The 24,319-nt window shown below is 68.6% G+C and carries 26 protein-coding genes; 18 read left to right on the top strand and 8 right to left on the bottom strand.

Annotation, left to right across the window (positions count from 1 at the left end; all coding sequences use genetic code 11):
* The first annotated feature begins 21 nt into the window (after positions 1-21).
* The 8 genes from PMI12_RS06730 to PMI12_RS06695 all read left to right on the top strand — a co-directional run bounded on the left by PMI12_RS06730 (position 22) and on the right by PMI12_RS06695 (position 6,745).
* On the top strand, positions 22-390 hold the full coding sequence (locus PMI12_RS06730; protein ID WP_007830431.1) for a nuclear transport factor 2 family protein: 369 nt from the start codon (positions 22-24) through the stop codon (positions 388-390).
* Positions 391-492: 102 nt separating this feature from the next.
* Positions 493-1,410 (top strand): LysR family transcriptional regulator, encoded by a 918-nt coding sequence (locus PMI12_RS06725; protein ID WP_007830430.1) that lies wholly within the window; start codon positions 493-495, stop codon positions 1,408-1,410.
* A gap of 191 nt (positions 1,411-1,601) precedes the next feature.
* A complete protein-coding gene (locus PMI12_RS06720; protein ID WP_007830429.1) occupies positions 1,602-2,246 on the top strand; it encodes a DUF4286 family protein in 645 nt (214 codons plus the stop codon).
* 53 nt (positions 2,247-2,299) lie between these two features.
* Entirely contained in the window at positions 2,300-3,628 is a 1,329-nt protein-coding gene (locus tag PMI12_RS06715) for an MFS transporter (RefSeq protein ID WP_007830428.1), read from the top strand.
* A 3-nt stretch (positions 3,629-3,631) separates the two neighbouring features.
* Entirely contained in the window at positions 3,632-4,366 is a 735-nt protein-coding gene (locus tag PMI12_RS06710) for a DUF2848 domain-containing protein (protein WP_007830427.1), read from the top strand.
* Positions 4,363-5,754: an amidase gene (locus PMI12_RS06705; RefSeq protein WP_007830426.1), complete on the top strand. Its 1,392-nt coding sequence runs from the start codon at positions 4,363-4,365 to the stop codon at positions 5,752-5,754. The genes PMI12_RS06710 and PMI12_RS06705 overlap by 4 nt, the downstream gene beginning before the upstream one ends.
* Before the next feature lie 31 nt (positions 5,755-5,785).
* The gene (locus tag PMI12_RS06700) at positions 5,786-6,064 is read left to right on the top strand and encodes a DUF2277 domain-containing protein (RefSeq protein ID WP_007830425.1); all 279 of its coding nucleotides are present in this window, start codon (positions 5,786-5,788) and stop codon (positions 6,062-6,064) included.
* Positions 6,065-6,118: 54 nt separating this feature from the next.
* A complete protein-coding gene (locus tag PMI12_RS06695; RefSeq protein ID WP_007830424.1) occupies positions 6,119-6,745 on the top strand; it encodes a LysE family translocator in 627 nt (208 codons plus the stop codon).
* A 67-nt stretch (positions 6,746-6,812) separates the two neighbouring features.
* Here PMI12_RS06695 and PMI12_RS06690 read toward each other — a convergent pair whose 3' ends face one another.
* Positions 6,813-7,019: a thrombospondin type 3 repeat-containing protein gene (locus tag PMI12_RS06690; RefSeq protein ID WP_007830422.1), complete on the bottom strand. Its 207-nt coding sequence runs from the start codon at positions 7,017-7,019 to the stop codon at positions 6,813-6,815.
* 264 nt (positions 7,020-7,283) lie between these two features.
* On the opposite strand from PMI12_RS06690, the gene pbpC reads away from it, so the two are divergent.
* The 3 genes from pbpC to PMI12_RS06675 all read left to right on the top strand — a co-directional run bounded on the left by pbpC (position 7,284) and on the right by PMI12_RS06675 (position 11,652).
* Positions 7,284-9,536 (top strand): penicillin-binding protein 1C, encoded by a 2,253-nt coding sequence (gene pbpC, locus PMI12_RS06685; protein WP_007830419.1) that lies wholly within the window; start codon positions 7,284-7,286, stop codon positions 9,534-9,536.
* Between the two features lie 143 nt (positions 9,537-9,679).
* The gene (locus tag PMI12_RS06680) at positions 9,680-10,363 is read left to right on the top strand and encodes a FadR/GntR family transcriptional regulator (protein WP_007830417.1); all 684 of its coding nucleotides are present in this window, start codon (positions 9,680-9,682) and stop codon (positions 10,361-10,363) included.
* Positions 10,360-11,652 (top strand): CynX/NimT family MFS transporter, encoded by a 1,293-nt coding sequence (locus PMI12_RS06675; protein WP_007830416.1) that lies wholly within the window; start codon positions 10,360-10,362, stop codon positions 11,650-11,652. Before PMI12_RS06680 ends, PMI12_RS06675 begins: the two co-directional genes overlap by 4 nt.
* A gap of 6 nt (positions 11,653-11,658) precedes the next feature.
* On the opposite strand, the gene PMI12_RS06670 is transcribed toward PMI12_RS06675, so the two are convergent.
* Entirely contained in the window at positions 11,659-12,426 is a 768-nt protein-coding gene (locus PMI12_RS06670) for a hypothetical protein (protein ID WP_007830415.1), read from the bottom strand.
* Positions 12,427-12,502: 76 nt separating this feature from the next.
* On the opposite strand from PMI12_RS06670, the gene PMI12_RS06665 reads away from it, so the two are divergent.
* Complete coding sequence (locus PMI12_RS06665; RefSeq protein ID WP_007830414.1) at positions 12,503-13,135, top strand: ABC transporter ATP-binding protein; 633 nt, start codon at positions 12,503-12,505, stop codon at positions 13,133-13,135.
* A gap of 9 nt (positions 13,136-13,144) precedes the next feature.
* Here the strand turns inward: PMI12_RS06665 and PMI12_RS06660 are convergent, their stop codons facing one another.
* On the bottom strand, positions 13,145-14,011 hold the full coding sequence (locus tag PMI12_RS06660) for an oxidoreductase (protein WP_007830412.1): 867 nt from the start codon (positions 14,009-14,011) through the stop codon (positions 13,145-13,147).
* 117 nt (positions 14,012-14,128) lie between these two features.
* On the opposite strand from PMI12_RS06660, the gene PMI12_RS06655 reads away from it, so the two are divergent.
* From PMI12_RS06655 to PMI12_RS06645, 3 genes are all read left to right on the top strand, one after another.
* The gene (locus PMI12_RS06655; protein WP_007830411.1) at positions 14,129-15,070 is read left to right on the top strand and encodes a LysR family transcriptional regulator; all 942 of its coding nucleotides are present in this window, start codon (positions 14,129-14,131) and stop codon (positions 15,068-15,070) included.
* Positions 15,071-15,220: 150 nt separating this feature from the next.
* Entirely contained in the window at positions 15,221-17,458 is a 2,238-nt protein-coding gene (locus PMI12_RS06650; RefSeq protein ID WP_007830410.1) for an NADP-dependent isocitrate dehydrogenase, read from the top strand.
* Between the two features lie 23 nt (positions 17,459-17,481).
* Positions 17,482-17,817, top strand: coding sequence for a DUF1161 domain-containing protein (locus PMI12_RS06645; protein WP_042672985.1), 336 nt, complete (start codon positions 17,482-17,484; stop codon positions 17,815-17,817).
* A 30-nt stretch (positions 17,818-17,847) separates the two neighbouring features.
* On the opposite strand, the gene PMI12_RS06640 is transcribed toward PMI12_RS06645, so the two are convergent.
* Positions 17,848-18,720 (bottom strand): alpha/beta fold hydrolase, encoded by an 873-nt coding sequence (locus tag PMI12_RS06640; RefSeq protein ID WP_007830408.1) that lies wholly within the window; start codon positions 18,718-18,720, stop codon positions 17,848-17,850.
* A gap of 56 nt (positions 18,721-18,776) precedes the next feature.
* On the bottom strand, positions 18,777-19,337 hold the full coding sequence (locus tag PMI12_RS06635; protein WP_007830407.1) for a nucleoside 2-deoxyribosyltransferase: 561 nt from the start codon (positions 19,335-19,337) through the stop codon (positions 18,777-18,779).
* Between the two features lie 120 nt (positions 19,338-19,457).
* Between PMI12_RS06635 and PMI12_RS06630 the strand changes: the two genes are divergently transcribed.
* Both PMI12_RS06630 and PMI12_RS06625 read left to right on the top strand, forming a co-directional pair.
* Positions 19,458-20,051: a nucleotidyltransferase family protein gene (locus tag PMI12_RS06630; protein WP_007830406.1), complete on the top strand. Its 594-nt coding sequence runs from the start codon at positions 19,458-19,460 to the stop codon at positions 20,049-20,051.
* 249 nt (positions 20,052-20,300) lie between these two features.
* The gene (locus PMI12_RS06625) at positions 20,301-21,059 is read left to right on the top strand and encodes an SDR family oxidoreductase (RefSeq protein WP_007830405.1); all 759 of its coding nucleotides are present in this window, start codon (positions 20,301-20,303) and stop codon (positions 21,057-21,059) included.
* Here PMI12_RS06625 and cynS read toward each other — a convergent pair.
* Both cynS and PMI12_RS06615 read right to left on the bottom strand, forming a co-directional pair.
* On the bottom strand, positions 21,053-21,496 hold the full coding sequence (gene cynS / locus PMI12_RS06620) for a cyanase (protein WP_007830404.1): 444 nt from the start codon (positions 21,494-21,496) through the stop codon (positions 21,053-21,055). The two genes, PMI12_RS06625 and cynS, sit on opposite strands and share 7 nt — an antisense overlap.
* Positions 21,497-21,517: 21 nt before the next feature.
* The gene (locus PMI12_RS06615; RefSeq protein WP_007830401.1) at positions 21,518-21,952 is read right to left on the bottom strand and encodes a nuclear transport factor 2 family protein; all 435 of its coding nucleotides are present in this window, start codon (positions 21,950-21,952) and stop codon (positions 21,518-21,520) included.
* 85 nt (positions 21,953-22,037) lie between these two features.
* Here PMI12_RS06615 and PMI12_RS06610 point away from each other — a divergent pair, with 85 nt between their 5' ends.
* Positions 22,038-22,646, top strand: coding sequence for a TetR/AcrR family transcriptional regulator (locus PMI12_RS06610; RefSeq protein ID WP_007830399.1), 609 nt, complete (start codon positions 22,038-22,040; stop codon positions 22,644-22,646).
* On the opposite strand, the gene PMI12_RS06605 is transcribed toward PMI12_RS06610, so the two are convergent.
* Entirely contained in the window at positions 22,624-24,285 is a 1,662-nt protein-coding gene (locus tag PMI12_RS06605; protein ID WP_007830398.1) for an L-lactate permease, read from the bottom strand. The genes PMI12_RS06610 and PMI12_RS06605 overlap by 23 nt on opposite strands.
* Between the last annotated feature and the right edge of the window lie 34 nt (positions 24,286-24,319).

Here is a 24,319-nt window from a genome sequence, read left to right as displayed (position 1 = left end):
CGATCAGTGCAGGAGAAACGCATGGACACCCTGGAGATCGCCAACAAGCTCGTGGCGCTGTGCAAGGAAGGTAAATACGAGGATGCCAAGGTGCTCTACGCACCCGAGGCCGTGAGCGTCGAGGCCGGCGCGCCGCCCGGCCAGGCGCGCGAGGCGGCCGGCCTTGCGGCCATCAAGGCCAAGGGCGATTGGTGGGTCGCCAACCACGAGGTGCATTCCGCGCAGGTCGCAGGCCCATGGCCGCATGGCGACCGCTTCATTGTCGGCTTCCGCTTCGACGTGACCATGAAGTCCAATGGCCACCGCTTCACGATGGAAGAAATGGCGCTCTACACCGTCAGGGACGGGAAGATCGTGCGGGAAGAGTTCTTCTACGACACCGGCGAATAAGCGCCGATGGCGCCGCGCCGGCAGCCTTCCACACGCAGGCACAAGTAGGAAGCAAGTTCTCCTGTGGGCGCGATGCGGGCAGAATGCCCCGCAGGTGCCCTCATGAACACAAGATTTGTAGAAGCCTTCCTCTGGGCCGCCCGGCTCGGCAGCTTCCGCGCGGCGAGCGACCGGCTCCACATCACGCAAGCGGCGGTGTCCAACCGCGTCGCCTCCCTCGAAGAAGACATCGGCGCGCGCCTGTTCGAACGCGACGCGCGCGAACTGCGGCTCACGCCCGTGGGCGTGCGGCTGATGGACTACGGCGAGCGCCTGCTGGAGCTGCGGCGCGAGATCGTCTCGCTCGGCCGGCCGCGGGAAGACATCCTCGGGCTGGTGCGCATCGGCGCCATCGAGACCGTGGTCCACACCTGGCTGCTGGGCTTTCTCACCAACCTGCGCTCCACCTATCCGGGCATCGAGGTGCAGCTCACCTCCGAGACCACTCTGGCGCTGCATCGCGGCCTGCGCGAGGGCGCGCTCGACATCGCGCTGCAGACCGACCACATCGCCGGCGCGGGCATCGTGAGCACACCCTGCCTGCCGATGTCCATGGGCTGGGTGGGCGCGCCCGGTGCGGAGCCCGTGCAGACCGTCGAGCAGCTCCTGCGCCAGCCTGTGCTCACGATGAGCCCCGGCTCGCAGCCGCACGAGGCGTTGAAGAACCTGTTCCGCGCGGCGGGCATTCCGCTGGGCAAGGTGCACTGCGTGAGCTCGATCTCGGCGCTGGCGCGGCTGGTGAAGGCGGGCTTCGGCAACGCGCTGGTGCCGCTGCCGCCCTGCTACGAATACGTGGCCATCGGCGACGTGAAGATCATCGAGTGCGACGCGCTCATCTCGCCCCAGCGCATCGTGGTGAGCCACCTGGAAGCCGCCGACTCCGACGCCATCCGGCTCGTGGCCGAGCTGGCCTGCCGGGCCTCCGACCAGTTCACCACCTCGGCCATCGCACCAACCTGGAGCGCGACCACAGAGGCTTAACCCTCGAGATGGCGCATTTCGGCCCCGAAAAGGGGCCAGTAATTCTTGTGGCTGTCGCCCAGAAAAACTCGTTTGTGACAGCCCGACCACGCGGCGGAAGATCGCGCCTTCATTTTTTCGAAGGCCCGCTCCTCTTTCGCCGTCATGCCCCCCCTGACTCCCTTTCTTCCGCAACAGCAGCAGCAGCAGCAGTGAACGGCCTGCTGTTCGTCGCCTCCGACGTCGAGCCCGCCGACGAGGCCGACTTCAACCGCTGGTACGACCTGGAGCATGTGGAAGAGCGCGTGCGCATTCCCGGCTTTCTCTCGGGCGCGCGCTACTTCTCGCTCGAAGGCGGCCGCAAGTACCTGGGGCTGTACCGCACCGAGTCGCTGGCGGTGTTCGGCTCGCCCGGCTACCGCGCCGCATTCGAGAAGCAGACGCCGTGGTCGGTCTCCAACCTCGATCGCATGCGCCAGCCGATGCGCCGCGTGTGCGCCGTGCGTGCCGTCACCGGCTTCGGCAGCGGCAGCCACGTGGCCGTGCTCCCCCTGGCGCCCGCCGCCGATGCCGAAGCCCAGGTGGCAGCCGCCGCCAGCACCAGCGCGCAGCTGAAGAAGGAGCAGGCAGGCTTCGTGCAGTCGTACCTGCTCGTGCCCGACGCTGCGCTCAGCACGCCGCTGCCGCGCGAATCCACCGAAGGCCGCGTCCTTCAGCCGCTGCTGGTGATCGAAACCAGCAGCGAAGGCGCGGCCCGCGCCGCGCGCGCCACGGCCGCCGCCGCATTCGACGCCGATCCCGCCAGCGGCTGGCTGCTCGCGCTCGGCTGGAAGCTGACCGCGGCCGAGCTGGCCTGAAACAGCAGACCTCTGTCCCCCACACATCCCCCCTCACCGAACAAAGGCATCCAATGACCGAACATGTTCTTCCCGCCGCGGCTTCCGTGGCACCCGGGCAGGCCGCGCCGGCCTCCGCGAAGATGGGCCGGCTGGCCATGGCCAGCTCCATCGGCACCACGCTGGAGTGGTACGACTTCACCGTCTACAACATCATGGCGGCGCTGGTCTTCAACGCGGTGTTCTTCCCCTCGTTCGACCCGCTCACCGGCACCATCCTCGCGTTCTCGACCTACGCGGTCGGCTACATCTCGCGCCCGCTGGGCGGCGTGGTGTTCGGCCACCTCGGCGACCGGTTGGGCCGGCGCTTCGTGCTGGTGGCCACGCTGGTCATCATGGGCGTGTCCACCGGCCTGATGGGCCTGTTGCCCACCTATGCGAACTGGGGCATCTGGGCACCCGTCGCGCTGGTGGCGCTGCGCTTCGTGCAGGGCGTGGCGCTCGGCGGCGAATGGGCCGGCGCGGTGCTGCTGTCGATGGAGCACGGCAAGCCCGACGAGCGCGGCCGCAATGCCTCGTTCACGCAGGTCGGCCCGTCGTGCGGCACGCTGATCGGCACCGGCTTCATCGCCATCGTGTCGGCCTGGCTGAGCCCTGAGGACTTCCAGAGCTGGGGCTGGCGCATTCCCTTCATCTCCAGCGTCGCGCTGGTGCTGTTCGGCCTGTGGCTGCGCCGGGGCGTGGACGAGACGCCCGTCTTCCGCGAGATGGAAGAGAAGAAGGCCACCGCCAAGACGCCCATCAAGGAAGTGCTCACGCAGCACTGGCGCCGCCTGCTGGTGGCCGGCGGCTCGCGCATCGGCTCCGACGTGCTGTATGCGCTGGTGGTGGTGTTCACGCTGACCTACGTGACGACGGTGCTGCACCTGTCGCGCCCGCTGGCGCTCACCGCCACGATGATCGGCGCGGCCTGCAACGCGATCGCGGTGCCGTGGTTCGGCAGCCTCTCCGACCGCATCGGCCGCCGCCCGGTCTACATCGCCGGCGCGCTGCTGGGCATGGTCTGGGCCTTCGTGTTCTTCGTGCTGATGAACAGCGCGCACCCGGTCGCGATCTGCGCGGCGGTGGTGGTGGGCCTGCTGATCCACGCGATGATGTACGGCCCGCAGGCCGCCTTCGTCACCGAGCAGTTCCCCGGCCGCGTGCGCTACGCGGGCGCCTCGCTGGCCTACACGCTGGCCGGCATCGTGGGCGGCGGCTTCGCGCCGCTGATCATCGCGAGCCTGTTCAAGTCCTGGGGCAGCACAGTGGCCGTGTCGTTCTACGTCGTGGCCGCGCTGTGCGTGACGCTGATCGCCCTGGTGGTGGCGCGCGAAACCGCCAAGCGCCCGCTGGAGAGCTGACCGATGACGACGAGCAATACGAATTCCCGCCTGCGCTTCGCCTGCGAGAGCATCGCCGACGACGGCACGCGCTCCACCGCCTTGCACCTCGTCGCGCCGCGCGCGCTGGTGGTAGCGGGCTGGACCGGGCGCGACATCGCCGCCATCGAGCACCACATCGAGGAGCTGGCCGCGCTCGGCGTGCCGCGTCCTTCGAGCGTGCCGCTGTACTACCGCGTGGCAGCCCAGCTGCTGACGCAATCGCCCACCATCGAGGCGCTGGGCGACCAGAGCTCCGGCGAGGCCGAGCCGGTGCTCTTCTTCTCGCAGGGCGAGTGGTGGCTGAGCGTGGCCTCGGACCACACCGACCGGCAGGTCGAGAGCTACTCGGTGGCGGTGTCGAAGCAGATGTGCGCCAAGCCCGTGGCCGAGACCGCATGGCGCTGGCGCGACGTGCAGGCGCACCAGGACACGCTGGAGCTGCGCTCGCGCATCCTGGAGGACGGCCGTTGGGTCGACTACCAGCGCGGCACGCTTGCATCGATCCGCCCGCTGGCGGGCCTGCGCGACGGCATGCCCGGTGCCGATGCGGTTCCCGAGGGCCTCTTCATGACCTGCGGCACACTGGGCGCGCTGCCCAACGCCAAGGGCGAAGGCATCCGGCCCGCGACGCAGATGGAGATCGAGCTGCACGACCCGAAGCTGCAGCGCCGCATCGTGCATCGCTACGCGGTGGAAGCACTGCCGGTGGTGGCATGACGATGAAGAACGGCAACACCATCACGGCGCTGCGCGAGCGCATCGCGCGCGGCGAGCTGTCGCACGAGGCGCTGATCGACGAGGTGCTCGAAGCGGCTGAACAGCCTGCTGCACAGCATGTCTTCACGCGCCTTTACGCCGACGCAGCCCGCGCCGCCGCGCGCCATGCCGATGCGGCGCGCAAGGCCGGCGTCGAGACCGCCCCGCTCGCCGGGCTGCCGGTGTCGGTGAAAGACCTGTACGACGTGGCCGGCGAAACCACCATGGCGGGCTCCGCCGTCTGCGCGGGCGAAGCGCCGGCGGCGCACGACGCGACCGCCGTGGCGCGGCTGCGCGCACAGGGTGCGGCCATCGTCGGCAAGACCAACATGACGGAGTTCGCGTTTTCCGGCGTGGGCATCAACCCGCACTACGGCACGCCGCGCAACCCGGCCGATGCACAGACGCCGCGCATTCCGGGCGGTTCGTCGTCCGGCGCTGCAGTGTCGGTGGCGCTCGGGCTCGCGGTGGCTGGGCTGGGCTCGGACACGGGCGGCTCGATCCGCATCCCCGCCGCGCTGTGCGGCCTGGTCGGCTTCAAGAGCACGCAGTCGCGCGTGCCGCGCACGGGCGCCTTCGAGCTCGCGCGCTCGCTCGACACGGTGTGCGCCATGGCACGCAGCGTGGAAGACTGCCTGATCGCCGATGCCGCCATTGCCGACGCGCCGCTCGCGGTGCGCCGCCGTCCGCTGCAGGGCATGCGCCTGGCCGTGCCGCGCACGCTGATGTTCGACGACATCGAGCCCGCGGTGGCGCGCGCCTTCGACCGCGCGCTGCAGGCGCTCTCGGCGGCGGGTGCGCAGATCGTGGACATCACGCTGGCCGAACTCGCCGAGATCGCGACCGTCAACGCGCCCGGCGGCTTCTCTCCGGTCGAGGCCTCCGCGGTGCATCGCGAGCGCTTCGCCGCAAAGCGCAGCGGCTTCGATTCGCGCGTGGCCGCCCGCATCGCGCTCGGCACTGAAGTACGCGCCGCCGACTACATCGCCATGCAAGACCGCCGGCGCGACTGGATCGGCCGCGTCGAACGCGCCATCGAAGGCTTCGACGCCCTCGTGTGTCCGACCGTGCCCATCGTCGCGCCGCCCATCGATGCGCTGGCGGAAGACGCGGCCTTCTTCAAGGCCAACGGCCTGCTGCTGCGCAACACCTTCGCGATCAACCTGCTTGACGGCTGCGCCTTCAGCCTGCCATGCCATGCGCCGGGCGAACTGCCGGTGGGGCTGATGCTGGCGTCGGTGCACGGCGACGATGCGCGGCTGGCGGCGGCGGCGCTGGCTGCCGAGCCCGTGCTGCGCCACATCGATGGCATCTACTACGACTCTCACGCCATGGCCCTCCTTCGCTAGACTGGATGGCGTCGTCGAATGGAGAGCACCCATGTGCCGCAGCATCAAGACCCTCTACAACTTCGAGCCGCCCGCCACCGAGCAGGAAATTCGTGCCGCGGCGCTGCAATTCGTGCGCAAGCTCAGCGGCTTCAGCGTGCCGTCCAAGGCCAATGAGGAAGCCTTCGGGCGCGCGGTCGATGAAGTGGCCGCCACCGCGGCTCGGCTGATCGAATCGCTGGTCACCACGGCCGAGCCGCGCGACCGGGACGTCGAGGCCGAACGCGCCAAGGCCCGCGCGGCCCTGCGCTTCGGCAACAGCCCTGCATGATAGAAGACAAGCGACAGCCTCCATCCAACCAACAGCCACACAGGAACACAACCCATGCCTATCGAACTCTGGCTCGCTTTCGTCGCGGCCTCCGCCGTCATGCTGGTCATTCCGGGGCCGACCATCCTCACTGTCATCAGCTATTCGATGTCGCACGGGCGCCGTGCCAACGTGCCGCTGGTGGCGGCCGTGGCGCTCGGCGACTCGACCGCTCTGGTGGTGTCGCTGCTGGGGCTGGGTGCGCTGCTGGCCACCTCGGCCTTCTGGTTCACGGTGGTCAAGTGGGTGGGCGGGCTGTACCTGCTGTACCTCGGCATCAAGCTGCTGCGCGCGGGCATCTCGTCCACCGAAATCGCCGCGCCGGCCGCGCCCGCCTCGCGGCTGCGCCTGTTCGCCAACACCTACCTGGTGACGGCGCTGAACCCGAAGGGCATCGTGTTCTTCGTGGCCTTCCTGCCGCAGTTCATCAGCCCGGCGGCCAATGTCACGTACCAGTTGTGGGTGCTGGCCGTCACCTTCGTCGTGATGGCAGCGACCAATGCCACGCTCTATGCGGTGTTCGCGGGCTCGGCGCGCAGGCTGCTGTCATCGCCGCGCGCGCAGCGGCGCTTCAACTTCGCGGGTGGCTCGCTGCTGGGCGCGGCCGGCATCTGGGCGCTGATGGCGCGCCGGCCGGGCTGAGCGGCCCGCGCGTGCTCATGAAAAAGGCCGCGAAGCGCCATGCCTTCGCGGCCTTTGCCTGCGGCAGTCAGTAGCGGTACGGATTGTTCGGGGCGCGGTCGTAGCGATTGGGCACGCCGTCGTTGTCGCGGTCCCTGTCGTAGCGGTTAGGCACGCCGTCGCGGTCGCGGTCGCCGTAGTAGTGGCCGCGCGGCGGCGGGCGGTCGTAAGGCGCGACCACGCAGCCGGCCAGGATGGCCGACGCGGCCAGCAGGATCGCCAATGTCTTCGTCATGTGAGTTCTCCTTGGAGTGTTTGTGGAACCGGGCTTCGCCTCCTGCGAGCCGGTACTGCATTGAAGGCCACGCCGGTACGCATCGGGTTTCTCCAGTGAAGCGCTTGTGTGAAGTTGGTTACCGGATGTGGAACATGGCGAGAACTTTGGGCTGAAGTCTTCATGCCCGCAAGGCGGCAAGCCGCCCGTCGCGGAGTAGGCGCCGTTCCCGTGGTGCATCGCAGAGAATGTCGGCGCCCACGCTTCCGGACACCGACCTTTTCGATGCAATCCGCGCCCCTCTTCGTTCCCGCCCGCAAGGCCCTCGCCGCAGCCCTGCTGGCGGCGGCCTGCGTCCATCCGGCCTGGGCCCTCGTGAGCTTCGAAGAAGTCAAGCGCGACTTCCGCTCGTCCGACACCGAGGTGCTCGACCGCAACGGCGAGTTGCTGCAGCGCGTGCGCACCGATCCCACCGTGCGGCGCGGCCGGTGGACCGCGCTGGCCGACGTGTCGCCCGCGCTGCGCACGGCCATGGTGCTGAGCGAGGACAAGCGCTTCTACGAACACAGCGGCATCGACTGGCGCGCGGTCTCGGCCGCGGCCTGGGCCAACGTGTGGAACACGCGCACGCGCGGCGCCTCGACCATCACGATGCAGCTATCGGGCCTGCTCGACGACGACCTGCGCCGCGCCTCTGGCGGACGCAGCTTCACGCAGAAGATCGGCCAGACGGTGGCGGCCGCGCAGCTGGAGCGCAACTGGCGCAAGGACCAGATCCTCGAGGCCTACCTCAACACCGTGCCGTTCCGCGGCGAGATCGTGGGCATCGATGCGCTCTCGCGCACGCTGTTCGGCAAGGCACCAAGCGGGCTCGATGCGCGCGAGGCCGCCGTGGCCTCGGCGCTGGTGCGCGCGCCGAATGCAAAACCTGCCGCGGTGGCGCAGCGCGCCTGCGAGGTGCTGCGCGCGATGGAACCGCAGCAGAAGGTCGACTGCGAGGCGCTCGACATGTTCACGAGCGCAGCGGTGCAGCGGCGCGCCTTCGAGACGAACGAAGGGATTGCGCCGCATGCGGCTCGGCGCGTGCTGCGCGAGATTCGGGATGCGAATGCGGTGGCAGCCCCCACCCCGGCCCTCCACCAGAGGGGGAGGGAGAAAGACAGCAAGGAAACCGGTGTGCGCACCACGCTGCGCGCGCCGCTGCAGCGCTTTGCGCTGGGTACGCTGCAGCGCCACCTGCGCGAACTGCGCGAGCGCCACGTGGAAGACGGCGCGCTCGTCGTGCTTGACAACGCGACCGGCGAGGTGCTTGCCTGGGTCGGCTCCTCCGGCCCGCTGAGCCAGGCGGCCGAGGTCGATGGCGTGACCGCGCTGCGGCAGCCCGGCTCCACGCTCAAGCCGCTGCTCTATGGCCAGGCGATTGCCGAGCGGCGCATCACCGCGGCCTCGCTGATCGAGGACTCGTCGGCGCAGATCAGCACCGCCAGCGGCCTCTACATTCCGCAGAACTACGACCGCCGTTTCAAGGGCCCGGTGTCGGCGCGCACCGCGCTGGCCGCCTCGCTCAACGTGCCGGCCGTGCGCACGCTGGTGATGGTGTCGCCCGAAGCCTTCGCGCGCGAGCTGCGCGCCGCCGGCCTGCCACTGCGCGAGAGCGGCGACTACTACGGCTACAGCCTCGCGCTCGGCAGCGCCGAGGTGTCGCTGCTGTCGCTCACCAACGCCTACCGCATGCTGGCCAACGGCGGGCGCTACGGCACGACGACGCTGACCATGCGGCCACCCGTCCCGGCCGAAAGATCGAAGCCGCCGATGCTCGACCCGCGCGCCGCTTTCATCGTCGGCGACATCCTCTCCGACCCCAACGCGCGCACCCGCACCTTCGGCCTCGACAGCATCCTTTCCACCCGCTTCTGGACCGCCGTGAAGACCGGCACCAGCAAGGACATGCGCGACAACTGGGCCGTGGGCTGGTCGCAGCGCTACACGGTGGGCGTGTGGGTCGGCAACGCCAGCGGCGAATCGATGTGGGACGTGAGCGGCACCAGCGGCGCCGCGCCGGTGTGGGCCGAGGTGATGCGCTTCCTGCACGCGCGCGAGCCCAGCCGCGCGCCCGCGCCGCCGCCCGGCCTCGTCGAAGCGCGCGTGAGCTTCGGCAACGGCGCCGACGGCAACCCGCTCGAAGCGGCACGCAGCGAGTGGTTCCTGCAGGGCACCGAGCAGACGCTGTTCGCGCTCGACGCCGGCATGGCGACCGACGCCGCCTCGGCGCGCATCACCGCGCCGGCCGACGGCACCATCATCGCGCTCGACCCCGACATCCCGCCGCAGCGCCAGCGCGTGCGCTTCGACTCCGAAGGCCGCGGCGTGCAGTGGCGCATCGACGGCAAGCCCTTCGAGCGCGGCAACAGCGTGCAGTGGTTTCCCTGGCCGGGGCGCCACGTGATCGAGCTGGTGGACGCCGGCGGCAAGGTGGTCGACCAGCGCCGGCTCGAAGTGCGCGGCGCCGGCGTGGTGACGAAAAGCGCGCGCCGATAAAGACCGCGGACGGCGCGCTTCGGGGCGCGAAGAGAGGGCCGGCGCTTGGTAAAGATGCTGTCCAGGCCAACCACCACATGTACAGTCCGGGCTTTGTTTGGCGGCAAAATTCGTCCAATCATTGAATGACCCAGGCCCTCCCGATGCTTGCCCAAGCCCCCCGAACCTCCCTGGCGGACACCGCCGCCGACAGCATCCGCGCCGAGATCTCTGCCGGCCGCTGGGCCGTCGGCTCCCGCATCCCCATCGAGCCTCAGCTCGCGCAATTGCTGGGCGTGAGCCGCGGCACGGTGCGCGAGGCGGTCAAGACGCTGGTGTCGCGCGGGCTGCTCGAAGTGCGGCAAGGCTCCGGCACCTATGTTCGTTCGGGCTTCGACCCCTCGTCCAGCCTGCAGAAGCTGCGCCTGGCCAGCCTGCGCGACCAGTTCGAAGTGCGCCGCGCGCTCGAGGTGGAAGCCGCCCGGCTCGCCGCGGTGCGCCACACCTCGCGCGACCTGCGCCGCCTCCACACCCTGCTCGACAAGCGCGGCGTGCCCGACGCCAACGACAACGGTGCGAGCTTCATCGAGCGCGACCTCGCCTTTCACCTCGCCATCGTCGACGTATCGGGCAACCTCGCGCTGGCCGAAACCTGCCGCTTCATCACGGGCTACATCAAGGAGACGATCGCGAGCTCGATGGGCGGCACCAACCTGCCCGAGCCCGACGACGCCGCACACCGCGCGATCGTCGAAGGCATTGCCAGCCGCGACCCCGACGTGGCCGCCGCGGCGGTGCGCGCCTTCATGGCGCCGATGATCAACGCGCTGGCGCTGGGCACGCGATGACCTCGCTCACGCTCGCCCCAGGCCACACCACGGCCGACGACCTGCTGATCGACGCCGAAGTCGACAGCCAACCCGCCCCGCGCCCCACGCCCGCGCCCACCCTCGCGCGCCGCATCCTGCTCGCCGCCAGCGTGGTGCTGATCGCCTTCAACCTGCGCCCGGTGTTCGCCAGCCTCTCGGTGGTGCTGCCGGAGATCATCAAGGCCACCGGGCTCTCGGCCACGGCCGCGAGCCTGCTGACCACGCTGCCGATCGTCTGCCTCGGTGTGTTCGCGCCGCTCGCGCCTGGGCTGGGCCGCCGCTTCGGCACCGAGCGCACGCTGCTCGCGTGCATGGTGCTGATCCTGGCCGGAACGGTGCTGCGCGGCACCGGCAGCATCCCGCTGCTGTTCCTCGCCTCGGCCATCGCGGGCAGCGGCATCGCGGTGTCGAACGTGCTGCTGTCGGGCCTCGTGAAGCGCGACTTCGCGAAGCAGGCCGCGCTGATGATGGGCCTCTACACCATGGCCGTGTGCGGCGGCGCGGCCAGCGCCGCGGGCCTGACGGTGCCCATCGAGCACGCGCTGGGCGGCGGCTGGACCATGGCGCTCGCGATGTGGGCGCTGCCGGCCGCGCTGGTCACGCTGATCTGGGCGCCGCAGGCGCTGCCGCTGAAGCCGGTGGCGAGCGAATCGGGCTTCACGGTGCGCGGCCTGTGGCGCGACAGGCTGGCCTGGCAGGTCACTTTCTTCATGGGCCTGCAGTCCGCGCTCGCCTACATCGTGATGGGCTGGCTCGCGCCGATATTGCGCGAGCGCGGGCTCGGCAGCGAAACGGCCGGCTACGTGGTGTCGCTGTCGGTCATGACGCAGGTGGTGACCTGCCTCGTGGTGCCCGCGCTGGCGGTGAAGCTGCGCAACCAGCGCGGCCTGGCGGTCGCGCTGGCACTCCTCACGGTGGGCGCGATGCTGGCGATGCTGTTCGCTCCGCTCGGCGGTGTGGGCGGCGTGTGGGCCTGGGCCGTGCTGCTGGGCATTGCGCAGGGCGGCACCTTCGCGCTGGCGCTCACGATGATCGTGCTGCGCTCGCCCGATTCGCACGTGGCCGCGCATCTCTCGGGCATGGCGCAGGGCGTGGGCTACATGGTGGCCGCCTTCGGGCCGCTGGTGGCCGGGCTGCTGCACGGCTGGACGGGGAGCTTCCGCGCCTCGTCGTGGCTGTTCATCGGGCTGGGCGTGGCGCTCGTGGCCGCGGGGCTGGGCGCGGGCCGCACGATGCATGTGGGCGCGACGACCGTGCCCAGTCGCTGAACAGCCTCATTGCGGGCCGCCGCAGAAATCCGCGCGCTCGGTGGTCTTCGCGGTGAAGCGGATGCGCGTGGTGGTCGCGACGCTCTGCGGCTCGTTCTGCGGCCACTTGCTCTGCAGCCAGGTGTACTGCCACTCGTAGGGCGCGCCCGGCTTCGCGGCCTCGCCGTAGGCGATGCGCAGACTGCCGTTGCTCTCGTCGTGGCAGTGCTTCGAGGTCTTGTATTCCTTCTCGCTGAAGCAGGCGCGGATCATCTTGAAGCACGAGAACGGAATGTCCTCATGCACCGCCTTGCCGCCTTCCAGCGGCACGAAGTCCGCGGTGTCGAACGAGGCGCCGCCGCCGGAGTACATCTCCGACACGGTCTGCAGCACTGCCACGGCCCATTTGCCTTCGGCCAGCGGATAGAGCGCGGGCGCGAGCGACAGGCGCGCCTCGGGCTGCTCGGCGCCGCTGTCTTTCTTCAGGGACTGCGCGTAGCCCGAGAAATCGTGGAGGCGGTCGAGCTGCCAGCCCGCCGCATCGGTGCTGCGTTTGATGCGCGCCATGGCCAGCGGCTCGGCCGACAGCACCACGTAGTCGCCGGGCGCGGCGCCGCGCGGGCGGTACAGGCCGAGTTGCTGCACGTCGCAGGGCTGTGGCAGCAGGGCGCACAGGCGCGCGCGCCATTGCGCATCGAGCGATTCGGGTTTTTTCACGGCGTCGAACACCTGGGCCGAGGGCGCGGCGAGCACGGGGACGGCGAACGACAGCGTAAGCAGCAGCAGCTTTTTCATGGAGCCGAATGGTAGCCATGGCCCGGGGGCGCCGGGCGGGTTTCGTACGCGTCGCTTGATAAAGTCGGGCGCGACCATGAACCCATCCTCTCCCCTCCTCCAGATCGATGCGCTGCGGTTTGCCTATCCCGATCAGCCCGCGCTGGTGTCGAACTGGAACGCATCCGTTGGCCCGGGCGTGACGCTGCTGTATGGCGACACCGGCTCGGGCAAGTCGGCGCTGCTTCAGGTGATCGCGGGCACTCTGCCCGCATCCGGCCGGCTGACGCTGGCGGGCGCGAGCCTCGACGCCGTGCCGGAGGCGTACCGCCGCCAGGTGTTCTTCGTCGATCCCCTGACCGACCGCTTCGACCAGCTCAGCGCGCGCGAATGCACGGCTTCGCTCGTCGAGGGCGACGCGGGCTTCGACGAGGCGAAGTGGCAGGCCATCGCCGACGGCTTCTCGCTGGCCCCGCATCTGGACAAGAAGATGTTCATGCTCTCGACCGGCTCCAAGCGCAAGGTGTGGATGGCTGCCGGGCTGGCATCGGGCCGGCCGCTCGTCCTGCTCGACGAGCCGACGGCCGGCCTGGACATGCCCTCGACGCGATGCCTGTGGGCCACGCTCTCGGACTTCTCGGCGCAGGCCAGGCAAGCGGTGATCGTGGCCAGCGCGGCGCGCATCGACACCGTGCCGCTAGCGGCCACCATCGAACTGCCGCTGGCCTGACGCCTGCCTTCAGGCGGCTGTGTCGAAGTCGGTGCTGCGGCTCACGGCTTCCCAGGCTTCCATTTCCTTGAGCATCGCCTGCGCATGGGCCCGCACCGCGTCGACCGAATCGCCGCCCAGTTGCAGCCGCAGCGGCGTGTGCCGGGCCTCCAGCGCCTTCGCGATGGCCGCCGCGGCCTTGCGCGGATCGCCGGCCTGCGTGTTGTGCATGCTGTGCGCGAACTCGCGCGTGGCGCCCACCACCGGCTGGTAGGCCTCGATCACCGGCATGTGGCGCATGCCGCTGCCCGCGAGCTGGGTGCGGAACTGGCCCGGCTCGACGATCAGCACCTTGATGCCGAAGGGAGCGACCTCCTGCGCCAGCGCTTCCGAGGCGCCTTCCAGCGCGAACTTGGAGGCCGAATACGCGCTGAAGCCCGCGAACGACAGCTGTCCGCCAAGGCTCGATATGTTCACGATGGCGCCCGACTTCTGCGCACGCAGCACCGGCAGCGCGGCACGCGTGACGGCCATGGCACCGAAGAAGTTGGTGTTCATCAGCGCGCGCAGATCGGCGTCGGAGGTTTCCTCGAGCGCGCCGACCACGCCGTAGCCCGCGTTGTTGACCAGCACGTCGATGCGGCCGAAGCGGGCCACCGCAGCTTCGACGGCGGCTTCGGCGGCGCCGGCCACGTCCACGTCGAGCGGCGTGGCCAGCACGCGTTCGGGCGCCAGCGCCACGAGGTCGGCGAGGCGGCCGGCATCGCGGGCGGTGGCGACCACGTTGTGGCCCCGCGCGAGCGCGTGCTCGGCGAAGGCGTGGCCGAAGCCGGAGGCGGCGCCGGTGATGAACCAGGTCTGGCGGGTTTGCGAAGAGATGCTGACGGGGATGGACATGATGCTGGCTCCTTGAGGGTGGAAGGGTTGCCTTGAAGGCATGGCGTGACTGTCCCAGCATTGCCACTCATCGACTAGATGGGCCAAATCGAATGCACTATGCAATACGATGCATGAATGGACCGCAACCTGCTCCCGCATCTCGCCATCGTTCTGGCGGTGCACCGGCGCGGCGGCTTTGCCGCCGCCGCGGCCGAACTCGGCATGAGCGCCTCGGCCGTGAGCCACGCGGTGCGGGCCGTTGAAGACCACCTGGGCCAGCCGATCTTCGCGCGCACCACCCGCAGCGTACGGCTCACCGAGGCGGGCGCCGGCTTCGTCGGCGTGCTGGCACCCGCGATGGGCGAGATCGGCGATGCGGTGGACCGTTTCGGTGAAGCGCTCGGGCGCGTGGGCGGCGTGCTGCGCATCAACGTGCCCCACGTGGCCCTGCCGCTGGCAATGACGCCGCTGGTGGCCGAAATGGCGCTGCGCCATCCCGGGCTGGTGATAGAGATCACCTGCGACGACGGCCTGGCCGACATCGTGGCCAGCGGCCACGACGCGGGCGTCCGGCTGGGCCACACCGTGGCGCAGGACATGGTGGCGGTGCGGCTCACGCCGCCCTTCGAGGCCATCATGGTGGCCACGCCGCGCTATCTGGCCACCGCCGGCGAGCCGCACAGCATCGAGTCGCTGCAGCAGCACAACTGCATCGGCTTTCGCTTCGTGACCTCGGGCGGCGTGTACGCCTGGGACCTGCGCGACAAGGAAGGTGCCCACGTCTCGGTCGAGGTGCCGGGCACGGTGCGCGTCACCGACGCGCTCTATGCCCGCGACCTGGCGCTGGCTGACGTGGGCATCGCCTACATCTTCGAGCCGCTGGTGCGTGCCGATCTGCGCGAGGGCCGCCTGCGCCAGCTGCTGCCGTGCTCTGCCTTCGGGGAACCGGGCCTGTTCCTGTACTTTCCGCGCCGCGCGGCGCAGGCGCCCAAGCTGCGCGCCTTCGTCGACCTGGCGCGGGAAATGCTGGAGAAGAGCGCCGAAACCGGCGGCCATGCGCCTTCGCTTCCCGGCTAAGACGCCCGCCGAGCCGGGACATCCGGCCGGCCGGGCCGGAACCGGCTCCCGGTCCGGCGACAATCGGGGATTCCGGCGAAAACACATCCACCTCGTCCTTGCCGGAAGTTCCAGCCAACCCGACAACCCAGGATCTACGGAAGCAAGCGCATGAGCTCGAAGCAACCCACCATCGTCTACACCCTCACCGACGAGGCGCCCCTGCTGGCGACCTACGCGTTTCTGCCCATCATCCGCGCCTTCACCAACCCGGCCGGCATCAACGTCGCCACCAGCGACATCTCCGTGGCGGCCCGCATCCTGGGTGAGTTCCCCGAGTTCCTCGGCGACGACCAGAAGGTGCCCGACAACCTGGCCGAACTGGGCAAGCTCACGCTCAAGCCCGAGGCCAACATCATCAAGCTGCCCAACATCAGCGCCTCGGTGGCCCAGCTCAAGGCCGCCATCAAGGAACTGCAGGGCAAGGGCTACAAGATCCCCGACTACCCCGAGAACCCGACCACGGACGAGGACAAGGACATCCGCGCGCGCTACAACAAGTGCACCGGCAGCGCCGTGAACCCCGTGCTGCGCGAAGGCAACTCCGACCGCCGCGCACCCAAGGCCGTGAAGGAATACGCGCGCAAGAACCCGCACAGCATGGCCGAGTGGAGCCAGGCCTCGCGCTCGCACGTCTCGCACATGCACGGCGGCGACTTCTATCACGGCGAGAAGTCCATGACCCTGGACCGCGCGCGCAACGTCAAGATGGAACTGCTCACCAAGAGCGGCAAGGCCATCGTCCTCAAGCCCAAGGTCGCCCTGCTGGACCGCGAGGTCATCGACTCCATGTTCATGAGCAAGAAGGCGCTGCTGGCCTTCTATGAAAAGGAGATCGAGGACGCGCGCAAGACCGGCGTGATGTTCTCGCTGCACGTCAAGGCCACCATGATGAAGGTCTCGCACCCCATCGTGTTCGGCCACTGCGTGAAGATCTTCTACAAGGAAGCCTTCGAGAAACACGGCAAGCTGTTCGACGAGCTGGGCATCAACGTCAACAACGGCATGGTCGACCTCTACAACAAGATCGCCACGCTGCCGCAGAGCACGCAGGACGAGATCAAGCGCGACCTGCACGCCTGCCACGAGAACCGCCCCGAGCTGGCGATGGTCGACTCGGCCAAGGGCATCACCAACTTCCACTCGCCCAACGACGTGATCGTGGACGCCTCCATGCCCGCGATGATCCGCAACGGCGGCAAGATGTGGGGCGCCGACGGCCGCCTGAAGGACGTGAAGGCCGTGATGCCCGAGTCGACCTTCGCCCGCATCTACCAGGAGATCATCAACTTCTGCAAGTGGCACGGCGCCTTCGACCCCAAGACCATGGGCACCGTGCCCAACGTGGGCCTGATGGCGCAGAAGGCCGAGGAATACGGCTCGCACGACAAGACCTTCGAGATCCCCGAAGACGGCGTGGCCAACATCACCGACCTGGACACCGGCGAAGTGCTGATGAGCGAAGACGTGGAGCAAGGCGACATCTGGCGCATGTGCCAGGTCAAGGACGCCGCGATCCGCGACTGGGTGAAACTGGCCGTCAACCGCGCCCGCAACTCCGGCATGCCGGTGGTGTTCTGGCTCGACGCCTACCGTCCGCACGAGGCGCAGCTGATCACCAAGGTCAAGATGTACCTGCACGAGCACAACACCACGGGCCTGGACATCCAGATCATGAGCCAGGTGCGCGCCATGCGCTACACGCTGGAGCGCGTGGTCCGCGGCCTGGACACCATCAGCGCCACCGGCAACATCCTGCGCGACTACCTGACCGACCTGTTCCCCATCATGGAGCTGGGCACCTCGGCCAAGATGCTGTCCATCGTTCCCCTGATGGCCGGCGGCGGCATGTACGAGACCGGCGCGGGCGGCTCGGCCCCCAAGCACGTGCAGCAGCTGGTGGAGGAAAACCACCTGCGCTGGGACTCGCTGGGCGAATTCCTCGCGCTGGCCGTGAGTCTGGAAGACCTGGGCCTGAAAACCGGCAACAAGAAAGCCGCCATCCTGGCCAGGACGCTGGACACCGCCACCGGCAAGCTGCTCGACAACAACAAGAACCCGTCGCCCAAGACCGGCCAGCTCGACAACCGCGGCAGCCAGTTCTACCTGGCCATGTACTGGGCACAGGAACTGGCCGCACAGACGGAAGACAAGGAACTGCAGGCCCAGTTCGTGAAGCTGGCCGGCACGCTTGCCAGCAACGAGCAGAAGATCGTCGACGAGCTCGCCGCTGTGCAGGGCAAGCCCGTGGACATCGGCGGCTACTACCTGGCGGACCCCGCCAAGTTCGAAGCCGTGATGCGCCCGAGCCCCACGCTCAACGCGGCGCTGGCGTCGGCCCAGGGCTGATGGGCATCGAGCGGGTGGCAGCCATGAAGCCTTGGTTCACGATGCTCCCCGCCGCGCTCGCCCTGCTGGCTGGCGCGGCCCACGGGGCCGAAGACTGCGAGGCCCTGCGCACCGGCATCGAGTCGAAGATCGCTGCGGCCGGCGTGGCGCGCTTCACCGTCACCGTCGTCGATGCCAACGCATCGGCGAACGGGCAGGTGGTGGGCAGCTGCGAGCTCGGCACCAAGAAGATCGTCTACCTGAAGGACGCCGGGCCCGCGTCCGGCGCAGGCTCCGCCCCGGCACCCAGGCCGGGCGAGCCGATGCTCACCGAGTGCAAGGACGGCACCGTGTCCGTCGGCGGCGACTGCAGGAAGTAGCAGCAGCCAACGGGGTGACGGCAACGGCGCTCAGCCCTTGCCCACCACCCGTGCGATCCACGCGAGCAGCACCGCCTCGACCTCATCGCGATTGACTTCATTCAGCGCCTCGTGGCGCGCGCCGCCGAACACGTGGCACGACACATCGCGCAGCCCCGCCTCGCGGTAGCGCTGCACCAGCGGGTAGAACCATTCGGCCTTGTTGCTGACCGGGTCCTGGTCGCCCACGAACAGATAGAGCGGCAGCTCGGGGCGGATGCGCCCTCGCATCGCGTCCGGCGCCAGCTCGGCCAGCTTCGCGAACATCGACCCCAGGCCCTCGGCCGAGACCGTGAATCCGCACAGCGGATCGGCGATGTAGGCATCGACCTGCGCCGGATCGCGGCTGAGCCAGTCGAAGGGCGTGCGAACGTCCGGCAATGCGGCGTTCATGTCTTCCAGCTTGAAGCCGGACTGCAATGCGGCACCCAGCAAGTCGAGCGCCGAAGTGCCCGAGAGCACCGCGCCCGCCAGCAGTGCGCTGTGCTCGAGGAGGTAGTACTGCGTGGCGAACGAGCCCATGCTGTGGCCCACAAGGATCAGCGGCAGGCCCGGATGCACGCCGCGCACGTGGCGGCTCAGCAGCGCCATGTCGTCCACCAGCCCGGCGAAACCGCGCGGGCCGAACTCCCCCAGCTCGCCGCGCGCCGAGGCGCCCTTGCCGTGGCCGCGATGCTCGTTCGAATACACCACGTAGCCGGCCTGCACCAGCGCGTCCGCCAGGTGCCGATAGCGCAGCGAATGTTCGCCCATGCCGTGCGCCAATTGGATGACCGCGCGCTGCGTCGCGCCCTGCCAGCGATGGGACTCCACCGTGACGCCGTCGTTGGCGGTCAATTCGAAGTGTGTCTCGGTGGTCGGCATGCGGTGCTCCGGTGAAAGGGGAACGTCATCCTAGGGGTTGGCGGCCGGAGTTTCGCTCAGGAGTTTCCAGCCTTTGTCGCACGGAGGACAGCCAACACCTCACCCATCTTCTTCAACGCCGCTTCCGGCGTCGGCTCGATGTGGATCGAGCAGGCCAGCATCAGGTTCAGCGGCTGGCCGAAGTCTTCGACGGCAATACCGGAGCCGCTCTCGCGCAGCACGCCGTTCGCATCGGCTTCACACGACAGTGCCGCCCGCGCGCGGTCCGCATAGCTCCCATCGGGCACGCCGTAGGCCACCACCGGAATCCCGAGCGCGACCGCCGCGCCCACCTCGAACACCGTGCCGGAATCGGGCTCCAGCCCTCTGAAGCAGGCGAGGTTGGCGACGACGCCGTCGGCGCTGCGAAGGCGCTGCATGTTGGCCTTGCAGATCTGCATTTCCGGAGCTTCGGGCGCAGGCTCCTCGTTGCCGTCGGCCGGAAGCAGTGCGCAGAGGCCGAGTGCGTCGCAGGCCGCGGCGAGCCGAACGAAATGGTCTCTCGCGTCAGGACGAAAGACGTCCGGTCCCGCGAGGTAGATCTGCGGGCGCCTCGAGGGATCGGGGTTATTTTCCATCGGCCGAGCATCCTCGCTTTTTGGATTCGGCTCAAGATGCACCAGCACGATGCGTGAAGATCTTCCGATCGATGGATCGGCGCCAGCGCACACGCCGCGGTGAGCTACAGTCGCCGGCCCATGCATCGCACCTCTTCACCCGGCCACGCGCAGCGACTCGTCGAACTGGTGCGCGGCGCGCCCTGTCTGATGGCCGCCTTGGCGGCGGTGCGCGAGTTGGACCTCGGCGCGTGGTGCATCGGTGCGGGGGCAGTGCGCAGCCTGGTCTGGGATTCGCTTCATGGATTCAGCGAGCCCTCGGCCCTGGAAGACATCGACGTCGTGTACTTCAATGCCGACGAGCCGCCGCGGCTCGGTGAGGCCGCCCTGCAGGAACAGCTGTCGATGCGGATGCCGGAGCATCGCTGGGAAGTGACCAACCAGGCGCATGTGCATCACTGGTTTCGGGAAAGCCTTGGACAGGTCGTGGCCGCGCTGACCTCGCTGGAGGAAGGCATCGCGACATGGCCGGAGTTCGCGACCTGCGTCGGTGTGTCCCTGGCTGCCGACGACTCGATCCGCGTGCTGGCGCCGCACGGCCTGGAAGATCTGTTCGGGCTGCGCGTTCGGCACAACCCCGTGCGCGCGGATGCCGCTACGTACCGGCAGCGCGTGGAGCAGAAGCAATTCGCGCGACGCTGGCCCAAGGTCGAGATCCTCGCCGCGCAGCCCTGAAGCACCGCCCGCTCTGCGCGACAGCCGGCGGATTGAGCAAGAAGCCACAGTGGCTACATCGCGAAAGCCAAAGCACTACGCCGCGCCGTAGGAAGTGCCCGCCGCCCTTGCGTTTTGCAGGATCAGGCAAAAACCGAGTTCGATTCGGATACCGCCTCGGGGCCCTCGGACGCGAAACTTCTCTCCATGCCCGGTGCACCCTCTTCTGTGTGCGCCCCACGGCAACCGACCAGCACGAGGAGTTTCATCATGAGCGCAATCCAGGAAAAAGTCGTTCTCATCACCGGCGCGAGCAGCGGTATCGGCGAAGCAACCGCGCGGCTGCTCGCGCGGCGCGGCGCCAAGGTGGTGCTCGGTGCGCGCCGTACCGACCGGCTCGCGGCACTCGCGGCCGAGATCGAGGCCACGGGCGGCACCGCGAGCTTCCAGCGGCTCGACGTGACGCATCGGCCCGACATGGAAGCCTTTGCCGAGTTCGCCCTCGAGACGCACGAGCAGATCGACGTGCTCGTCAACGCGGCGGGCGTGATGCCGATGTCGCCGCTGTGGAACCGCAAGATCGAGGAGTGGGAACTCATGATCGACGTGAACCTGCGCGGCGCGCTGCTCGGCATCGCGGCCGTGCTGCCGGCGATGCAGGAGCAGGGCTGGGGCCACATCGTGAACGTGGCGCCGGTGGCGATGCAGGGCGTGTTGCCGAGTTCGGCCGTGTACCACGGCACGCAGTACGCGGTGAACGCGATCTCCGAAGGCCTGCGGCAGGAGCATGCCGGCCGCCTGCACGTGACGGTAGTGAGCCCCGACGTGAACGGCCCCGGCGACCCGCTGGCAGAGCGCATCGCCGCCACGTACGCCCGGGAGCGCATGCGCACCAACCGGCGCATCGCGGTGCCCGTGGATGCGGTGGCGCGATCGATCGCCGGGGCCATCGAGGGCTACGGCATCACGGCCCGCACGATGCGGCCGGCGGGTGCGCAGAGGCCGCACCCGGCGGTGTACGTTCAGTAGGTCTTGTACGGCAGGAACTTGCCCGACAGCACCACGTTGACGCGGTCGCCCTTGGGGTCGGCCTGGCGCTGGATGTCCATGCTGAAGTCGATGGCGCTCATGATGCCGTCGCCGAATTCTTCATGGATCAGTTCCTTGATGGTGGTGCCGTACACGCTCACGACCTCGTACCAGCGGTAGATCAGCGGGTCGGTCGGCACGGGCGTGGGCAGCGAGCCCTTGTAGGGCACCACCTGCAGCCACTTCTGCTCCTCGGGAGTGAGGCCGAAGATCTTGCCTACGACCTTGGCCTGCTTCTCGTCGAGCGTCATCTGGCCTAGACAGGCGGCGGTGGTCCACTCCTTCGAGAGGCCGACCTTCTTTGCCACGTCGGCCCACTGGATGCCCTTGCTTACCTTGACGGTGATGATTTTTTCCGTGACGTCGTTGCGGTTCATGCGGTCTCCTGTTGAATGGGCTCAGGCAAGCAACAGGCGTGCCCACCGGAACTTGCGATCCGACTCGGCAATGGGTTGGTCGTTGATGCTCGCAAAGCGCCTCTGCATCAGCCCGTTCTCCGCGAACTCCCAGTTCTCGTTGCCATGGCTGCGATACCACTGGCCCGCGTCGTCGTGCCATTCGTACTCGAAGCGCACCGCGATGCGGTTGTCCGTGAAGGCCCACAGCTGCTTCTTCAGCCGGTAGTCGAGTTCGCGCACCCACTTGCGCGACAGGAACTCCACCACCTGCTCGCGGCCGTTGACGAACTCGGCGCGGTTGCGCCACTCGGTGTCGGGCGTGTAGGCCAGGCTCACGCGCACGGGGTCGCGCGAGTTCCAGGCGTCTTCGGCGGCCTGCACCTTCCGGGTGGCGGATTCGAGGGTGAAGGGCGGCAGCGGCGGGCGGGATTCCATGGAGATCTTTCAGTGCTGTGGTGAAGGGAATGCGCCGCAATGTGCCACATGTAGACAGACCTGTCTACATGCCTACAATCGCGCCATGGACATCTCCGCACTGCCCGCACGCGAGCGCATCCTGCTCACCGCGCACGACCTTTTCTACGCAGACGGCATCCGCGCCACCGGCATCGACCGCGTCATTGCCGCCTCGGGCGTCACCAAGGTCACCTTCTACCGGCACTTCCCGTCGAAAGACGACCTGGTGCGCGCCTTTCTCGACCACCGGCATGGCCTGTGGATGGCGTGGTTCGTCGATGCGCTCGGCCGCCGCGGGGCGCAGCGGCGCATCGGCGACAGTCAGGCGCTGGAGATACTGGCCGACGTCATGGCCGAGTGGTTCGCCGACCCGGTGTTCCGCGGCTGCGCGTTCATCAACTCGGTGGTGGAGGTGGGCACGAGCGTGGCGGGCGCCAGCGACATCGCGCGGGGTCACAAGCGCGAGATGGTCGAGGTGATCGCCGGCCTGCTGCCGGAAGCGCTTGGAGGGCCGCGGCGCATGGCCATCGCGCAGGCGGCCGCGCTGGGTGTCGACGGCGCCATCGTCAAGGCGCAGATGGGCGATGCGGCGGGGGCGCGCGAAGCGGTCGGCGACCTGCGCCGGCTGCTTCAGGCGCTGGGCGATTCGATCACTTCACGACCATCGCCGTGAACGGCCATACGTAGGCCTGCAGCGTCACGTAGAGGCCCACGAGGCAGGCCAGCGCGATGGAGTGGAAGAACACGTAGCGCAGGATCTCGCCCTCGTGGTTGAACCAGCGCGTGGCGGTGGAGGCCACCACGATCGATTGCGCGTCGATCATCTTGCCCATCACGCCGCCCGAACTGTTGGCCGCGCCCATGAGGTTGGGGCTCAGGCCCAGCTGGTCGGCCGCCACTTTCTGCATGCCGCCGAAGAGCACGTTCGATGCCGTGTCCGACCCCGTGAGCGCCACGCCCAGCCAGCCCATCAGTGTGCCGAAGAAGGGATAGAACATGCCGGTGTTGGCAAAGGCCAGCCCCAGCGTGGTGTCGAGGCCCGAGTAGCGCGTGAGCGTGCCCAGCGCGAGCATCAGCACGATGGTGAGCAGCGAGAACTTCACCAGCCACAGCGTGCGGCCGTAGGCGGCCACGAGCTGGATGGGGTTGTACTTCATGATCAGCCCGCCCACGATGGCCGAGACAAGGATGCCCGTGCCCGTGGCCGAGAGCAGCAGCAACTGGTACACCGCGCCCTCCTTCGTGGGCTTGGGCACCACGGGCGCCACCTTCTCGATCATGTTGTGCAGACCGTCGATGGGGAAGCTCGGCGCGAAGATGCCGTTGAGCCAGGCCTTCACCACCGGCAGGCCCCAGATGAACACGAACACGGTGAGGATGAGCCACGGCGTCCAGGCGCGGATCACCGCCGCGCTCGCATGCTTCGTGGGCGTCACGGCCGGACCAGCTTCGCCGCCGTCGGTCTCGTGCCCCTTGAGCGACACCGAGGTCCAGATCTTCTTCGGCTTCCACACACGCAGGAACAGCACCAGGCACACCATCGACACGATGGCCGCGATGATGTCCACCAGCTCCGGCCCGATGTAGTTCGACACCAGGAACTGCGGAACCGCGAAGGACACGCCCGTCACCAGGATGGCGGGCCACACCTCCATCATTCCCTTGCGTCCCGCGAAGGCCCAGATGAGCCAGAACGGCACCAGCAGCGAGAAGAACGGCAGCTGCCGCCCGATCATCGCGGTGACCGCCATCAGGTCGTAGCCATGCACCTTGGCCAGCGTGATGACCGGCGTGCCCAATGCGCCGAAGGCCACCGGCGCGGTGTTGGCGATGAGCGAGAGCCCCGAGGCCGCCAGCGGCGAGAAGCCCAGCCCGATGAGGATGGCGGCGGTGACGGCCACCGGCGTGCCGAAGCCCGCCGCGCCCTCGAAGAAGGCGCCGAAGGCGAAGGCGATGAGCAGCAGCTGCAGGCGCCGGTCTTCGGTGATGCCGGCGATGGAGTCCTGCAATATCTGGAAGCTGCCGTTCTGCTGCGTGAGCTGCTGCAGGAAGATGATGTTCAGCACGATCCAGCCGATGGGCAGCAGGCCGGAGAGCCCGCCCAGAAAGGCCGCCTTGCCTGCCATGTCGGCCGGCATGCCGAATGCGAACACCGCGATGACCACCGCGCTCAGCAGGCCCAGCCCCGCCGCGTAGTGCGCCTTGACGTGCAGCAGCCCGAGGCACACCAGCATCACCACCACCGGTATCGCGGCCAGTGCCGTCGATACGATCATGTTGCCGAACGGGTTGTAAACCTGTTGCCAGACCATGCGCTTGTCTCCTTGTTGTTGGAATCTTTTTGAG

Source organism: Variovorax sp. CF313, from assembly GCF_000282635.1.
GTDB lineage: Bacteria > Pseudomonadota > Gammaproteobacteria > Burkholderiales > Burkholderiaceae_C > Variovorax.
The sequence above is the reverse complement of the archived record's forward strand: the minus strand, read 5'-3'. Positions and strand labels throughout refer to the sequence as shown.

What these genes read in the sequence shown, in the direction of transcription:
- PMI12_RS06730 (WP_007830431.1), top strand. Translation starts at nt 22, where the DNA reads ATGGACACCCTGGAGATCGCCAACAAGCTCGTGGCGCTGTGCAAGGAA.
- PMI12_RS06725 (WP_007830430.1), top strand. Translation starts at nt 493, where the DNA reads ATGAACACAAGATTTGTAGAAGCCTTCCTCTGGGCCGCCCGGCTCGGC.
- PMI12_RS06715 (WP_007830428.1), top strand. Translation starts at nt 2,300, where the DNA reads ATGACCGAACATGTTCTTCCCGCCGCGGCTTCCGTGGCACCCGGGCAG.
- PMI12_RS06710 (WP_007830427.1), top strand. Translation starts at nt 3,632, where the DNA reads ATGACGACGAGCAATACGAATTCCCGCCTGCGCTTCGCCTGCGAGAGC.
- PMI12_RS06705 (WP_007830426.1), top strand. Translation starts at nt 4,363, where the DNA reads ATGACGATGAAGAACGGCAACACCATCACGGCGCTGCGCGAGCGCATC.
- PMI12_RS06700 (WP_007830425.1), top strand. Translation starts at nt 5,786, where the DNA reads ATGTGCCGCAGCATCAAGACCCTCTACAACTTCGAGCCGCCCGCCACC.
- PMI12_RS06695 (WP_007830424.1), top strand. Translation starts at nt 6,119, where the DNA reads ATGCCTATCGAACTCTGGCTCGCTTTCGTCGCGGCCTCCGCCGTCATG.
- PMI12_RS06690 (WP_007830422.1), bottom strand. Translation starts at nt 7,019, where the DNA reads ATGACGAAGACATTGGCGATCCTGCTGGCCGCGTCGGCCATCCTGGCC.
- pbpC (WP_007830419.1), top strand. Translation starts at nt 7,284, where the DNA reads ATGCAATCCGCGCCCCTCTTCGTTCCCGCCCGCAAGGCCCTCGCCGCA.
- PMI12_RS06680 (WP_007830417.1), top strand. Translation starts at nt 9,680, where the DNA reads ATGCTTGCCCAAGCCCCCCGAACCTCCCTGGCGGACACCGCCGCCGAC.
- PMI12_RS06675 (WP_007830416.1), top strand. Translation starts at nt 10,360, where the DNA reads ATGACCTCGCTCACGCTCGCCCCAGGCCACACCACGGCCGACGACCTG.
- PMI12_RS06670 (WP_007830415.1), bottom strand. Translation starts at nt 12,426, where the DNA reads ATGAAAAAGCTGCTGCTGCTTACGCTGTCGTTCGCCGTCCCCGTGCTC.
- PMI12_RS06665 (WP_007830414.1), top strand. Translation starts at nt 12,503, where the DNA reads ATGAACCCATCCTCTCCCCTCCTCCAGATCGATGCGCTGCGGTTTGCC.
- PMI12_RS06660 (WP_007830412.1), bottom strand. Translation starts at nt 14,011, where the DNA reads ATGTCCATCCCCGTCAGCATCTCTTCGCAAACCCGCCAGACCTGGTTC.
- PMI12_RS06655 (WP_007830411.1), top strand. Translation starts at nt 14,129, where the DNA reads ATGGACCGCAACCTGCTCCCGCATCTCGCCATCGTTCTGGCGGTGCAC.
- PMI12_RS06650 (WP_007830410.1), top strand. Translation starts at nt 15,221, where the DNA reads ATGAGCTCGAAGCAACCCACCATCGTCTACACCCTCACCGACGAGGCG.
- PMI12_RS06645 (WP_042672985.1), top strand. Translation starts at nt 17,482, where the DNA reads ATGAAGCCTTGGTTCACGATGCTCCCCGCCGCGCTCGCCCTGCTGGCT.
- PMI12_RS06640 (WP_007830408.1), bottom strand. Translation starts at nt 18,720, where the DNA reads ATGCCGACCACCGAGACACACTTCGAATTGACCGCCAACGACGGCGTC.
- PMI12_RS06635 (WP_007830407.1), bottom strand. Translation starts at nt 19,337, where the DNA reads ATGGAAAATAACCCCGATCCCTCGAGGCGCCCGCAGATCTACCTCGCG.
- PMI12_RS06630 (WP_007830406.1), top strand. Translation starts at nt 19,458, where the DNA reads ATGCATCGCACCTCTTCACCCGGCCACGCGCAGCGACTCGTCGAACTG.
- PMI12_RS06625 (WP_007830405.1), top strand. Translation starts at nt 20,301, where the DNA reads ATGAGCGCAATCCAGGAAAAAGTCGTTCTCATCACCGGCGCGAGCAGC.
- cynS (WP_007830404.1), bottom strand. Translation starts at nt 21,496, where the DNA reads ATGAACCGCAACGACGTCACGGAAAAAATCATCACCGTCAAGGTAAGC.
- PMI12_RS06615 (WP_007830401.1), bottom strand. Translation starts at nt 21,952, where the DNA reads ATGGAATCCCGCCCGCCGCTGCCGCCCTTCACCCTCGAATCCGCCACC.
- PMI12_RS06610 (WP_007830399.1), top strand. Translation starts at nt 22,038, where the DNA reads ATGGACATCTCCGCACTGCCCGCACGCGAGCGCATCCTGCTCACCGCG.
- PMI12_RS06605 (WP_007830398.1), bottom strand. Translation starts at nt 24,285, where the DNA reads ATGGTCTGGCAACAGGTTTACAACCCGTTCGGCAACATGATCGTATCG.